Genomic DNA, 14,570 nt, shown 5'->3' with positions numbered 1-14,570 from the left:
GCATTTGGTTATCTAACGCTACCATCCGCACAACTCCTGCAACTCTCCAATACTTTGTTTAGCGTTTGGGGTTTGGAAAACCAAACCATCGAGCTGTTTGGCATTGGATCTTACTAATACGGAATCCTTTGACTTCATAGGACGCATCAGCGAGATAGCACTCAATCCTCGGCCAGAGCGAAGCACGAAACCTTGCTCATCGTAGGTCCATCTCTGACGCTCTCTATCTAGAAAAATTTCAGCACGCGCGCCTTCTGCAGCCTTTGGTAGCACAAGTTCAAGACGAGAAATACGGTTAATACAACTCGCCATCAGAATAACGGGAGTATCATTGCTTGACTCGGGTTGCAATGCCGCTACCGTAAACCACAAAGACTGAGTTCCACGCGAGCCTGTAGCTTCGTTGCGGATCCATCCAAGGGCATCCTGACGCTTTGTTTCGCTATCCATTGCACGTTGCCACGCTTCTGAGCGAACGATTTCGCTCGTAATCAACGGTCTTTCGACTTGACCTGTAAATGCCGCGTCAAAACATTCAAGGCGTTCGATACGAGAAACCACGTTGATACACTGCTTGGCCTTTTCGAGTAATAGGACATCAGAGTTCGCTGTTGCAGTAGCGTCTGCAAAAGACAAGCTCGATACCGAGCACAATGCGATTGCTAAGATTCTATGAATCATCACAATACAATCTCCATTTTGGTGCACTTGTCAGCAAGAGTTCGCTTAGGGATACCCAAGCTTTCCGCTGCAAGTGAACGATTCCCTTTGAACTGCTTAAGGCGCATCGCAATGATCTTTGATTCGTAATCTTTCACGGCAGAACGTAAGTCTGAAATAGACACCAGTTCTTGCTCTTCCTCGACACCTAACTCCTCACTGCTTTCTGCAACAACCGATTCGTTTTGAGCATTGAGGTAGTGCGATAGATGGTTGTACATCAGTGGTTCACCGTCATTAGCGTGCGAACAACCAAACTCAATCAAATTCCGTAGCTCACGCACATTACCCGGGAAGTCATGCTGAGATAACGCGTCTAATACCTCAAAGTGGATACCGACCACATTCGCATTGTTATCTTGGTTGAACTTAGCAATAAAGTGCTTAGCCAAGATATGAATGTCATCGTCTCGGTCTTTGAGACAAGGAACATGAACTGGGAATTGATAAAGTCGATAAAACAAGTCTTGTCTAAACAGCTTTTGTTCTATCTTTTCTTGCAACGCAACGTGCGTCGCCGCCAAAAGTCTGAAGTCAGACTCTTCTTCCTTATCTGAGCCCAAAGGTCTGTACTTTCGAGTTTCTAGCACACGTAAAAGCTTCGCTTGGAGCATCAATGGCATATCGCCAATTTCATCTAGAAACAGCGTACCGCCATCCGCGAGTGCGATCAGCCCGGTTTTGTCCGTTGTTGCTCCGGAGAAAGCTCCTTTGCTGTAGCCAAACAATTCACTTTCCAATAGGTTCTCTGGAATCGCTGCACAGTTAATAGCGACAAGTGACTGACGGCTACGCGAAGATTGTTCGTGGATAGAGGCCGCAACGACCTCTTTACCGACACCGGTATCGCTTTGTATCAGAACGGTCATATCCGACTGAGACGCAACGGCTACTTGTTCGCGCAGCTTCTTCATGCAAGCGCTATCACCGACCAAATTCTGCTTAATCAGATCTGATTTGTTCGAAATAGCCTGAGTTTGCTCCACGAGGTTCAAAGACTCTCTTAATCTGCCTTTGAGCGTGGTGGCCTTCTCTAGCTCGTTTAATTTTTGCCAATGATGCGTGTATAGCTCAATAAAGCGAGGAAAATGCAGGTTCCAATTATCTTGCCACTGAGTATTATTCCAACTAACAACGTCAACTACGTAGACGGCTAACGCCATCACATGGTCACTAGCTTCACTGACATCATCTTTTAAAGGCGTAATCAGTACCTTATCACCGTCACCCACATGACCCAGCAATGACGAAAACGCTTTGTCTTCCTGCCAATAGATCAGGTGCTCTGAATTGATCACTTTCTGTTGGCCGCTTTGCAAGACATGAGCAAGTGGCGATACGAAATCGCCAACATTCCAACTTTGCTGAATATCATGGTTGAGCGTCACTAATTGGCGACCATCTGGTGTAACGCCAATAAATACGCAGCGCTTTGCATTAAAGTCATTTGTCAACGTATGACAAAACACTCTGATCAGTGTCGAGAGGTCATTCGCTGCCGCTAACTGGTTTGCAACACCTAGCCAATCCGTCATGTTACTCAACCTTACCAATGAACTGGTTGTTCTCAACTTCGATTGCGATATGAGACACCACTTCTTGGTTCGCCAGTTTATTGAGTAGCGCCAGTGAAATCGGTGGAAGTACTTGACCTTCAATGATTGCTTCCAACATACGAGCGCCGTTTTCGCTACGGTGTGTTCGAAACAAGATTTCATCAATCACTAAAGGTGAAATTTCTACTGTCGCTTTGTATCGCTCTTTAAGCAGTGATTCGAGTTTGCTCAACTTACCGCGCACGATTTGGCCAAGAACCTCTTCACCCAACGGTAGATATGGAATAGTTTCCATACGAGCCAGTAATGCAGGTTTAAAGAACGCCGCCAATTCTGGATAGAGAGCATCATCCATTTCATCTAGGTTATCGGCATAATCAACAATCGTTTGGTAACCGAGATTAGACGTAAGGAAAAAGACGATGTTCTGACAATCGATCAGGCGCCCTTCACCATCCGCCAATTCGCCTTTATCGAACGCTTGATAAAACAGATTGAGAACTTCAGGATGCGCCTTCTCGACTTCATCCAGTAGCACAACAGAATACGGCATTTTTCGAATCGCTTCTGTTAATACGCCGCCTTCACCGAAACCAACATAACCAGGAGGAGAACCAATCAAGCGTGATACGGTGTGTTTCTCTTGATACTCAGACATGTTAATTGTGGTAAGGAATCGTTTACCGCCGTAAAGCTGCTCAGCCAATTGAACCACGGTTTCTGTTTTACCCACACCACTTGGACCAACAAGCAAGAATGCACCTTTTGGTCGCCCCGAACGACGAAGATCCGCGCGAGCCGTTAACAAATGTTTATGAACACGTTGAATCGCGCAGTCTTGCCCTTTGATCGCTTCACCTAAAATGTCAGGTAGGTGCGTTAACTTAGTTAATTCGTCAGTGTTCATTTGGTCGATTGGTACACCCGTCCAGTCAGCAATCACTTCTGCGATTTGCTGTTCATCAACACTTGGGTGAATCAACCGGTCTTTAAACGGCAGCGCTTCTAGCGTCTCATACAGCTCGGCCAGTTGATGTTTCACTTCACTTAGCGCACCTTCATCAAGCTCATCGCTCATCACCTGTCGACGCAATTCAATCATTTTCGTTACGTCGTCACGCTGACTTGACCATTTGGCGTTTAAATCGTGATATTCGCTTTCACAAGCTTGTTTCAATTCATTGAGAGACTCTTGTCGTTCAATATCAACAGGCAGGCCCAACTGCTCCTGCCTTTTTAGCATCTCTAGTTCCAATTGGTACTGATGCTGCAGAGTTTGTAGCTCGGCCATACGTGGCGGCGGAGTACTAAGGTTAATAGAGATACGCGCACAAGCGGTATCCAAGACATCAATCGCTTTGTCAGGCAGTTGACGCCCAGAAACATAACGCGCAGAGAGGAAAGATGCAGCTTTTAACGCACTGTCAGAAATAAGAACTTGGTGGCTGTTTTCGTAAACATTGCACAAACCGCGCAGGATATTGACGGTTTGCTCTGCAGAAGGTTCGTCTAGCTTCACTAATTGGAAACGGCGGCTAAGCGCAGGATCTTTCTCGAAGTACTTTTTGTATTCTTTCCAGGTTGTTGCGGCAACGGCACGCAGTTCACCACGAGCCAATGCTGGCTTAAGTAAGTTTGCAGCGTCACCACCGCCTTCTTGATTCCCCGCACCAATTAAGGTATGCGCTTCGTCGATGAACAAAATAATTGGCGTTGGAGCGGACTTAATTTCATCAATGATGGCTTTTAGTCTTTTCTCAAACTCCCCTTTTACCGCTGCACCGGCTTGAAGCAAGCCTAAATCTAGGCTCATTAGTTCTATGTTCTTCAAACGGTCAGGCACTTTCCCGTCAACGATTCTAAGCGCAAGTCCTTCTACAACGGCACTCTTACCGACACCTGCGTCACCCACGACAATTGGGTTGCTTTTTCTGCGGCGACATAGGATATCAATCATCAGATTGATTTCTTCATCACGACAAAGCACAGGGTCTAACTCATTCGCACGTGCTTGTTCGGTCACATTAGTACAGTACTTGTTAAGTGCTTGTTGAGCGTTATTTGAGGTAAGTGGATTGCTCGCCTTTTTACCGTTTTCAACCGGTGTTTCCGCCGAGTCTTTCAAAACAGCAAAGAACTCTCTGCGCAACGTTTCTCGATTGAAGGTTTCGAACTTCTTATAAACCGACGGTGCAAGATAACGTTCCGGTCGCATTAGTGCAGCTAAGAAAATGATGCCTGAACGCAGATGGTCGAGGTTCATTTCCGTCGAGGCAAGCAGCCATGCATCTTGCAGCAGTTCAATTAATAAAGGAGAGAATACTGGATAAGTTTCGTGTCCAGATTCACGTGGTAACTCACCAAAAACTAAATCTTGAATTTCAACGTGGTCAATATCGCTGCTGCGTAAAATCTCACGAATATCACAAAGAGGATTATTCAAAGACACATGCAAATAATGTTCAAACGTTACTTCTGAATGTTGGTGTTCTAAACACAGAGAAGCCGCTTGCTCTAGGGCTAATTTACTTTGTTCGTTTAGTTTGCTAATTAGCGTTGGCAATTCTATTTTGATCACATCAAAGCCTTTTGAAATTATTTATTCCGAAGTATTAAAATCAGTCTTATAGAAGCTGAGTTAATTGATTGAGCACATCTAAAGATTTAGCGCTGAGCAAGTAACGGTAGACAATGAAAGCCACACCCCATAGCCCGGCAAAGCCTGCGAAGATCATCCAGACTGGCATTTGGTTACTCAAACGGTACTTAGTCGCCACGACATGTTCTGTCGCACACGTTAACGACTCAGGCTCTTTATCATCAAAGCTGTTTAACGTTTCGTAGAGTTTTAGTGCGACGCGCTCTCTTTCTTCTTTACCGCCTTCGACGACCTTGTATTTACCTTCAAATCCCAGCATTAGGCATAGGTAGATGAACTCCAAGAGCATTCGATAGCGAGGAGGATCGGCCAACAGACGATTCAAAATAACGAACACCTTTTCACCACCCCACGTTTCGTTATGGAAACGAGTCAGCAAAGAGTGCTCAGCCCAACTACTTTCAGCGCCCCAATCCGTGCTCATCACTGCTTCATCAAGCACTGCACAAAGTACGTAACGGTATGCCATCACCGATGCATGTTCGACATCGGCTTGAATCAATTCCATCTCAATGGCTTTGATCTCTTCTTGGACTTGTTTATAGATAGCTTCAACGTTATCGCACTTGGCTAAAGAACGAATGCGTAGCGACAAACCCAACAACGGTGTCGCCGCATCGATCATTTTATTTTCGTTATCACCGCGTAGCTGGAACCAATAATCCTGATCGGCATCGATGCTTTTAACCTGATCAAATAACAGTTCATCGTAACGGTCGTTGGTGAATTCATGCGTAACACTCATGATTAACTCCTAATAGCCCAGAATTGCAGATCGAGTTCTTCAAATTCGCCCGCAACGTGGAATGCAAAACCGCTCGAATTCTGCAACATGCGCCAAGCATCACTGGTTTTGTCCAATTGGTAATAGGTATAGCCAGCGTGGTATGGCAGTTGTCGCGGCGCGACAGGAAGCGGATTAACCGGAATACCTGGAAGCTGAAGCGAAATAAGTTCGCGGATCTTCTCAACAGAAGACGCTTTCGTTTGCTGCACGAACAATCTGCGCAGGTCTTCTAGTGGCATACGAGCGCGAACCGCTAGGATAAAGTCGGCAGAGTCCAGTAGAGACTGATCTTGAATCGGCGCTACCATTAAGCCGTAACGACGTTTTTGCAACTGAATAGAAACCGCTCTTGGCTCCAACACGATGCTGAGTGACTGACGCAGTTTCATCATCAGCGTTCTGAACGATTCCGTCGGCATCTCGTGTTGGTAGACTGTAAACTGAGGCGGCATACGACTTTCATCGGTGAATGTCGCTAACTCACCACAAATTGTACTCAGAGCTTGATACAAACGTTCTGGATGGAGACTACGCAGAGAGGCTAAATGCTGAAGATTGGGTTGTAAGCGATTTAGTGCTTGCAACAACATGAAGTCTGATACATCCGCAACACCACCTTGGCTTGGAGATCCAATACGCGTGGCAATGTTCTTTGCACGCTCGCGCATTAACCCAGACATTTCATTGATGAATCGATGCAGTGTCGGCACACCTACCACATTCAGATGGCAAGGAATAAAATCCGGGTCCAACATGACGCTTCCGTCTGGGCGCTTTTCTAAAATACGAGCAATCGCGATCGATGAGAAAGAACTTCTGTCTTGCTTCTCTAGCATTAATCTCGGTTGCACAGGAGACACATCCATCAGTGCAGTGTCACCTTGAGGGGTATGCACATCTCGAACTTCCTGTTTACTCGCAATATAACGACCAGTACCTTGTGCATCCGCATGCGAAATTTCCATTAAGGAATCACTGCGTAGTGGCAATGCCAAGTACACAATCTGGTTTGCCAATGAGTCATCCACAACTTCAAGTGGATCTGGCATTTGGTCTTCTTGCGGGATACGGAAGACGGTGCCATCCGGCATCACACCAACGGCACGTTCAATAGCAATACGGCCAAAACTCAAGTATTCAGGGTTTAACGACAGTTCTGATACCCCAAACAAGTACTGGCTAACTGACGACACTCTTTCGTCAACAATGTATTCGTTGTATCTCTGTTGCTGTTGGAAATGTTGTGGTTTGATAAATAAGCCCTCGCTCCAAACCACTCTATTGCGCGAAACCATACTTACTCTACCTTCTGTAATTCAACATCATAGTCTTTAAACAGCATCAACAGATGGTATCTATGACCTAGATTGATAATCTTCACTGCTTTTTTCCAATCACTGAGTTCAGGCTCAGCAAACTTAGCTAACACTGCGATGTAGCGAGTGTCTTCGTCGACTTCTATATCTTCGACAAACTTGAACTGTCCGGGCGTTAACACATAGTCATAAACGTCGACATAGTTGCTCTTGAGCACTTTTTTGTAGTCTTCATTGATTTGGTCAAAATCTGCTGAAAGAAACATCGAATCATCTTCCAGTTCAAATACTTGCAGTTCGATTGGTGACGGCTCACCATAAACATTCGGATTGACTCCTTTGTCTGCAACCAAACTGAAAGTGACGACTGTCGGTTGCTCAGAGACTTTGTCACTTGAGCTACAACCGGTTAGCGCTAATATCCCTAAAAGAAAAACCAAGATGTGCTTTAGCATCATGACTCCATTTGTTTCTCGCGTAGTAGACGGTCATATGCTTGATCAAACACTTCCCAGAAAAGCTTTTCGAAACCTTGTTGGCGGTCAGACGTTAGCTCTCGGTAGTAGCTTTGGTACATTTCCCACGCCCAAGCATTTTGGTTTTGTTCAGGAATTTCGTATGAACGACGGTAGCGCTCAAAGCGTTTCATCAGGGTTTCTGGAGAAAATGCTTGTACGATTTGACCTAATGCCAAAGTTGTCGCGACTTGCACGACATCATTGTGATCTTTGAGGTTCTTTAAGCTCTCTGAAATTGCTGACGGCGCAGACAAATGAACAGAACCAGTGTCATTACTGAACATCGTCTTAACAGTCTCTTCGTAAGGCAAGCCAAGACGTAAAGGGTTGTCTTCGATTGGTTGTAAGTTCTTATTGATAACACCATAGCGGCCACTATCAACATGTTGATGAAGTTCCAGAAGACCTTTTACTGCGGCCTGTAGCGCTGCGCCAATCTCTTCCGAAGTCATCTGAACGTCTTGCGCTTGACGGCTGTCTACCACTGATACGCCCAATCCACGGAACAACGGTCCAGAAAGCATGTGGTTTTGTTCACCCGTTACCAGCAAGTCATTATCTAGCCTTTCCTGTTTGGAAAATTCTTCTTCGAGCAGGTCCAACGTTTTGTCGTCCATCATCAATTCCTCTTTTTGTATATCACCTAGCCCATCGTTCACGTACATTGGCTGCTTTGGTTCTGAATGGGTCGTATTTATAAGTTGGTTATGTTCTTCGACTCGATTGTTGCTGCTAGTTGTATTTTCAATAACAGCGTCGGTGTCAGATTTGGCAAAGAAAGAAAACGGGTTAAAACGGCTTTTTTTCTTCAATTTGATTGCTGATGACATTTCGAACTCGCTATCAGCTTGTGGCGTCACATCTTGCGTCTTGTTCTTCTTTTGGTTAGCCAACAACCATTCTGAGTCATCTGTATCGGTTGTAATATCTTCGTGGTCACCGAGTAGGCTTTGCGCTTCTCTGTCTTTCACATCAACTTCAAGAAGGTCTAGAGGATCGATATGTTCCGTTTTCTTTTTCGGCGCTAAGACCAGTTCTTCGTCTTCATCAAAAAGTTCGTTTTCTTGGCCGAATAACTGTTCAAGGCTTTGATTACTCGAATGCAAATAACTATCGGTCGATTCACTAGTGACCATTAACTGGTACAAACCGACCTTAAACGTGTCTTTATGATGAATTTGCGCCATCTTTCCAATGCCCAGAGGCATCGTTGCACCATTTACATAGGTTTCACCGCATAAATCTTTAATACAGAAATGATTATCTCGAACAAGGATTTCACAGTGTTGGGCGTAAACATTTGTGTTCTGACCTTTTAATGGCCAACTTGTGGCGCCACTTGAACCAATAACTCCGCCCTCTTGATTGAATTCATAAGAGGCGCTGACCCCAGGCTCGAGGTCTTTGGTATTCGTCACAATGACATTCAAAATTTTATTGTGCTGTTCCACTCCATTTCCCTCTATTGGCGCACTTGAATCGTGACACTTTGTTGACCATCACCTTCGCCAAGAAAGGTTGACCAACCCAGTGGTGTGGCTTTATTTCTGTCTAGCATTAATGAAGAGGTTTCCCCTTCTTTTAAGTGCAGTTCTAGGTCGTAAGCCATTTGTTCTCGAAGCACAAACTCAACAAGTTTGCACAGCGGTAAATACTCTTTGCCCGTAGGTAAAAAGTCTCGGTATCGCTGCTGACTTAACCCTCTTAACACCAAGGTGAACTTGCCATTACACTCTGTAACTTTTTCACCAATTACGGTGTTTTCACCCAAGCTCATATTTGCAGCGCCCAGTTTCATCTGCTGATCGCGGCTAATATCGACACGCCTTGTCACCCATTGGCGAATTTCAACGTCTTCAATGTCAAAGCAGTGCGCGATAATGCCCGATACCACCTGAGGAGAACGGCTTCGACCAGCTAGCATTCCGGCGTAAGACAACATCTTGCACCAGTTAATTGGGGTCTCACCGCGCATATCTGGGTCAGCCAGTCCCACCAATGCAAACAACTGAGCAGAGAACTTATCGCTCGCGCCTTCTTGGAAACGAATGTAGTACCTGTACTTACGCCACACTCGATAAACTAGCGTGATTAGATGGTTGTTGAAAAAATCGAGAAACAACCCGCGCAGTCCGAGTTCACCTTCCGTTGTAATGTGTTCAAGTAGATAACCAGGTAGCGGCGATTGGGCTCCGGTTAAACCAAAAAAAGTCGTCTCCAGTTCCATCCGCCCCGCAGAGTGCTGCGTTAATCCAGAGATATCAGACGTAGAAAACCCCAAACTAGGATTGGACTTGAACATCAACTCACATTGGCGTTCCCAATCATCATCTTCAGGGTCGAGTTCATTTAACGTCAAAAGCAACTCAACCAACTGGTAAAAGTTGAAGCTCTTTACATCGAGGTCCGCAACGTTGTTTGGTAACGGTTCTAAGGCAGTTGATCTCATATCAGTGGCTGCAATCCGTGTTGCGTACCCCAGCGGTACTCTTCTCGACTTTCCGCGTTTACAACAAATAATTCATGGAACGAGTTTATGCTGGCATATAAGGCAAAAAACTGGCTGAGTACGGTGCCAAACAAATAAAGATCGCCTTCTGAACCAAATGCGTTCGGGTCCATGGTGATTTTCGAGATCAGCCCACGAACAGGCATGCCTCTTATCAGCTTGTCTAATGGTTGCGTTTGGATATCGACAATACCTTCCATTCTCTGACGTGAAATTCGTGCAGCACGCTGATCCACCAGCGCTCGGAAGTCGTAAGCCCTTAACACTGAACTGAGCGCCTGCTTATCCAAAAGCGACAAATAGTTGAGCGATAGATTAGAAATTAGCGTCCAAAGCAGGCTGCCGTCTAATACTGGTCTCAATGTTTGAGTCGGGATGGTGATATTGCCAAATTCAGCAAACGGTGGTGAGGTATCTGTGCTTACACACACATCGCCTACGCCTAGCTCCGCAGGAAGTTGTCTGTTGGTACATGTCAGCTCTAGTGTTACCGCTTCGTCTTTCGCATAACTGGTTGTTTCATCACCGCGAACGAACGAAATGTAGTGGTCGAAACCATCTTTGCGGATACTATCTTTCACGCGAACTCGGTAATACAACGCGAGGCGATTGCGAGATAGCTCTATTTCATGCTTGAAACTCTCAAACGGTGTATATACACGTCGTTGCCCGCGAACTCGACCATCCGATGTATCCTGCCAACCTTCCACATGATTAACGCTAAAGATCTCGTAATGGCTAGGATATCGACTTGATGGCTTAACACGGTACTCTGTTTGTCTACCGGTTAAATCAATCGGATCAGCATCGTGTTGGAACAGATTAACAATCGGTGTCGCATAGAGAATAAAACTGTCATTGGTTATCTGCGCGCTGGTCGGTAACGTCTGAGAAAAGTTAAAGCAAATCTTAAAGTTTCCTTTCACTTGCCCTGGAATATATTGACCAATTTTCTTTAAATCGAAAAAGTGGAATGCCTCAGGAAACGCGAGGTACTCTTGGAAAATTCGATAACCTTGGTAAACGTTTTTTGGATACGGCAGTAGCCCATCATTATCGAAGCCAACTACGCCAAAAACGTCTTTAGGAACTGTAACTTTGCCACCGTCGAATTCAACGTCGATAGATTCAAGGTAATGTCCCAACCAAAGATATAAACTCTGCGCACTGAAAGTATCGCCACCTAAATAAAACCGCAGCGACTCTAAACCAATCGATTTAACTAATTCATCTGGATTGAGCATTGAAAGCTCAAGAATCACCTTACTAGTATCTTTCGAGTGAATGGCTTGAACTCGTTCGCACTCAATTGGGTAGATTTCTACATCACGGCAAGTATTAAAATGACACGCGGTACCAAATACAGGTTTCGAGTCTACTTGAGTCGACTGAGAAATGACCTGACGAGTATGAAAGTTATTTTTGGGATGGAATCGTAAGATGCTCAAACTCGGTATTGGGCGAAGATAATTCGGCCAGAGCATATTAATAATCGAGTGTGTTAACTCAGGAAATTCATCTTCAACTTTCTCGCGCAGTTTGCCAGTTAAAAACGCAAACCCTTCAAGCAAGCGTTCAACATCAGGATCGGTATTTCTACCGTTAAGAAAACGGGAAAGTTGGGGATAAACTTCAGAAAACTGCTTTCCCTGTTCTTTAAGAAAAGCCAGTTCGTCTCGAAAATATTTGTCTTGTGCCACTAAGTTATTACTCGGTATTTTCTATTATTATCAAGAAGTAAATCGATTTTTACTTTTTCATGGATTGCTGAGGTATTCACGACTGCGGCTACGCTAAAGCGCAAGTTCAATGGTTCAGCGTCGTCCTTGATGACTAGGACGTTGACATTGGTTAACCGTGGTTCAAATTCCTCTAAACAACGTTTGATTGAGAGCTTTATACGAATAGAGAGATCTAGAGTCGCTGCCGTCGCGTCATTAAAATCGACCAGCCCGAGTGTAGGAGAGCTCAATGACTCTCCTACTCGGGTATTGAGAATGTTAGAAACATTTCTCTTGATAGAACGCAGCACCTCAGAGCTTTCTGGACCTTGAGATAAAGAAATTGGTTTGGAGTCAGCCTCTAAACGTTCGAAGAGACTAACGCCAAAAACGCTTTCTTCTGGTTCTATGTAACCCATTAAGCCTGATCCAATCGACCGACAAGAGACAGTTCGAAGTTCGCACCCATGTACTTAAAGTGTGGACGGACAGACAGAGATACTTGGTACCAACCTGGTTCACCCTGTACATCATGAACTTCAATGCTTGCAGCGCGTAATGGACGGCGGCTACGTACGTCCGCTGGCGGGTTCTCTTGGTCAGCAACATACTGACGAATCCAACCATTCAGTTCACGCTCAAGATCTTGGCGCTCTTTCCACGCACCAATTTGCTCGCGTTGCAACACTTTGATGTAGTGCGCCAAGCGGTTGATGATCATCATGTAAGGCAGCTGTGTACCCAACTTGTAGTTGGTTTCGGCTTCTTTGCCTTCTTTGGTATTCGGGAAGACCTTCGGCTTTTGAATTGAGTTTGCAGAGAAGAACGATGCGTTATCACTGCCTTTACGCATTGTCAGAGCAATGAAGCCTTCTTCTGCTAGTTCAAATTCTTTACGGTCGGTTACCAGTACTTCCGTCGGAATCTTTGACTGTAGAGCACCCATCGATTCGTAAACATGAACCGGAAGATCTTCAACGGCACCACCGCTTTGTGGACCAATGATGTTTGGACACCAGCGGTACTTCGCAAAGCTGTCGGTCAAACGCGTAGCAAATGCAAATGCAGTGTTACCCCAAAGGTAGCTTTCATGGGAGCCGCTAACGTTTTCGCTGTAAGAGAACGACTTAACTGGGTTCTCTGTCGGGTCATACGGTGTACGAAGTAAGAAACGTGGTGCGGTCAAACCGATGTAACGAGCATCTTCGGACTCGCGCAGTGAACGCCACTTAGTATATTTAGGGCCTTCAAAGGTCGACTTAAGATCTTTTTGATTTGGTAGTTCTTCAAAAGAATCAATACCAAAGAATTGAGGTCCAACACTTGAGATGAATGGCGCATGTGCCATCGCGCCTAATGCACCCATGTACTGAAGCAGCTTCATATCTGGTGTAGAAGGAGTAAAGCTATAGTTCCCGATGATCACACCTGTTGGTTCGCCACCAAATTGACCGTAACCAGAAGAGTAAACGTGCTTGTATAGACCAGACTGAGTAGTTTCTGGAGCGAACTCGAAATCATCCAGAAGCTCTTCTTTCGTTACGTGCAACACATCAATTTTGTTGTTTTCACCAAAATCGGTGCGGTCAACAAGGAGCTTTAAGCCTCTCCATGAAGATTCAAGGTTTTGGAATGACTCGTTGTGAAGAACTTCATCCACCTGAGCGCCAATTTTTCTATCTAGCTCGACAAGCATTTGATCAACAAGAGCCTTGTTTACAGGCTGTTCGGTGCGGTCTGAACCAACGAGATTTTCAATAAACGCTGCAACACCTTTTTTCGCAATATCGTATGCTTCTTCATTCGGTGTTAGGCGCGTTTGAGCCATAATTTCATCAAGCAGGTTACCTGTCTGTTGTTCCTGCGGTTTGTCTGCAATCGCTTCATTCGTTGCCATTGGAGTAATCCTTTCGTTCCTATTTATCACTTGATTTAATAATGCCTTGCGTTGTTCTCATCATTCTTTTTCAGGAGCGACAAGATTTAACTCTGACAAAAGCTTTTCTCTCGATTCATCTGAAGCAAGTAATTCTTGTAGTCGAGAACGAAATGCAGGAACGTTACCTAAAGGACCTTTTAACGCTAATAGTGCTTCACGTAACTCTATTAATTTGTTTAGTTCTGGAATTTGTTTAACGATCGAATCCGGTGAGAAATCGGCAAGCGATTCAAACGAAAGTTCAACTGGCAAATCCGCATCTTCTTCATCAACAAGCTTATTTGATACGAAAGTAGAAAGAGTTAATTTGCTCTCTTTCATAACCGATTCAAAGTTGTTTTTATCAATACTAACTGGCTTACGCTCCTCCAAAGGTGCCTCTTCTGGATGGCCTTTAAAGTCGCCCACTACCAATGTTTTCAAAGGTAATTCAACTTCAGCCTGAGCATCCCCTGTAGCAGGAATATACTTAATATTGATTCTTTCTTTTGGAGCTACACTTCCATTCTTAGTCATACAATACTCTCTTTTGGCGACACAATATTGCTTAAAAACCAAGCCAAAATTGTTAAAGCCATATATTTCACTAAACCTATGTGAAAACTCTGAGTTCTGAGCCTTCCAACGTTAAACAAAAAACACTCGGCGATTATTCCACAACACACTTATTTTTTAAGTGAAAATGAGGGTTATTAATTAGAGGTTCATTCCAAAAAAATAATGAAATGGATTGCTTATTACTTATTAAATTAACAACAAGTCTTACAAATAAGACCCACTTGGATGCTCTGCCCAGAAATAGAAGATATAAATGACAAATTAATAAACAGATATTATTTACAAAT

12 protein-coding genes are annotated in these 14,570 nt (G+C 44.5%); all 12 read right to left on the bottom strand.

The window, feature by feature from the left end; all coding sequences use genetic code 11:
• Positions 1-18: 18 nt before the first annotated feature.
• From vasI to tssB, 12 genes are read right to left on the bottom strand one after another with little or no spacing between them, the layout of a single operon-like run.
• Positions 19-681 carry a type VI secretion system-associated protein VasI gene (gene vasI / locus AKJ31_RS02710; protein WP_053407545.1) on the bottom strand — a complete coding sequence of 221 codons (663 nt, stop codon included), beginning with the start codon at positions 679-681 and terminating at the stop codon, positions 19-21.
• A complete protein-coding gene (locus tag AKJ31_RS02705) occupies positions 681-2,255 on the bottom strand; it encodes a sigma-54 interaction domain-containing protein (RefSeq protein WP_053407544.1) in 1,575 nt (524 codons plus the stop codon). The genes vasI and AKJ31_RS02705 overlap by 1 nt, the downstream gene beginning before the upstream one ends.
• Position 2,256: 1 nt before the next feature.
• Entirely contained in the window at positions 2,257-4,854 is a 2,598-nt protein-coding gene (gene tssH / locus AKJ31_RS02700) for a type VI secretion system ATPase TssH (RefSeq protein WP_053407543.1), read from the bottom strand.
• A 46-nt stretch (positions 4,855-4,900) separates the two neighbouring features.
• Positions 4,901-5,680 carry a type IVB secretion system protein IcmH/DotU gene (gene icmH, locus AKJ31_RS02695; RefSeq protein ID WP_053407542.1) on the bottom strand — a complete coding sequence of 260 codons (780 nt, stop codon included), beginning with the start codon at positions 5,678-5,680 and terminating at the stop codon, positions 4,901-4,903.
• Between the two features lie 2 nt (positions 5,681-5,682).
• Positions 5,683-7,017 carry a type VI secretion system baseplate subunit TssK gene (gene tssK / locus AKJ31_RS02690; RefSeq protein ID WP_053407541.1) on the bottom strand — a complete coding sequence of 445 codons (1,335 nt, stop codon included), beginning with the start codon at positions 7,015-7,017 and terminating at the stop codon, positions 5,683-5,685.
• Between the two features lie 2 nt (positions 7,018-7,019).
• Entirely contained in the window at positions 7,020-7,493 is a 474-nt protein-coding gene (tssJ, locus tag AKJ31_RS02685) for a type VI secretion system lipoprotein TssJ (protein WP_053407540.1), read from the bottom strand.
• On the bottom strand, positions 7,493-9,007 hold the full coding sequence (gene tagH, locus AKJ31_RS02680) for a type VI secretion system-associated FHA domain protein TagH (RefSeq protein ID WP_053407539.1): 1,515 nt from the start codon (positions 9,005-9,007) through the stop codon (positions 7,493-7,495). The genes tssJ and tagH overlap by 1 nt, the downstream gene beginning before the upstream one ends.
• Positions 9,008-9,018: 11 nt before the next feature.
• The gene (gene tssG, locus AKJ31_RS02675; RefSeq protein WP_053407538.1) at positions 9,019-10,038 is read right to left on the bottom strand and encodes a type VI secretion system baseplate subunit TssG; all 1,020 of its coding nucleotides are present in this window, start codon (positions 10,036-10,038) and stop codon (positions 9,019-9,021) included.
• Positions 10,002-11,765 (bottom strand): type VI secretion system baseplate subunit TssF, encoded by a 1,764-nt coding sequence (gene tssF / locus AKJ31_RS02670; protein WP_053407537.1) that lies wholly within the window; start codon positions 11,763-11,765, stop codon positions 10,002-10,004. The genes tssG and tssF overlap by 37 nt, the downstream gene beginning before the upstream one ends.
• Positions 11,765-12,205 carry a type VI secretion system baseplate subunit TssE gene (gene tssE, locus AKJ31_RS02665; protein WP_053407536.1) on the bottom strand — a complete coding sequence of 147 codons (441 nt, stop codon included), beginning with the start codon at positions 12,203-12,205 and terminating at the stop codon, positions 11,765-11,767. The genes tssF and tssE overlap by 1 nt, the downstream gene beginning before the upstream one ends.
• On the bottom strand, positions 12,205-13,683 hold the full coding sequence (tssC, locus tag AKJ31_RS02660; protein WP_053407535.1) for a type VI secretion system contractile sheath large subunit: 1,479 nt from the start codon (positions 13,681-13,683) through the stop codon (positions 12,205-12,207). Before tssC ends, tssE begins: the two co-directional genes overlap by 1 nt.
• A gap of 60 nt (positions 13,684-13,743) precedes the next feature.
• A complete protein-coding gene (tssB, locus tag AKJ31_RS02655) occupies positions 13,744-14,241 on the bottom strand; it encodes a type VI secretion system contractile sheath small subunit (protein ID WP_053407534.1) in 498 nt (165 codons plus the stop codon).
• Positions 14,242-14,570: the final 329 nt, after the last annotated feature.

Origin of the sequence: Vibrio hepatarius, assembly GCF_001274785.1 — a bacterium.
GTDB classification, from domain to species: Bacteria; Pseudomonadota; Gammaproteobacteria; order Enterobacterales; family Vibrionaceae; genus Vibrio; species Vibrio hepatarius.
Note: the sequence above shows the minus strand (reverse complement) of the source record. Positions and strands in the feature narration are given on the sequence as shown.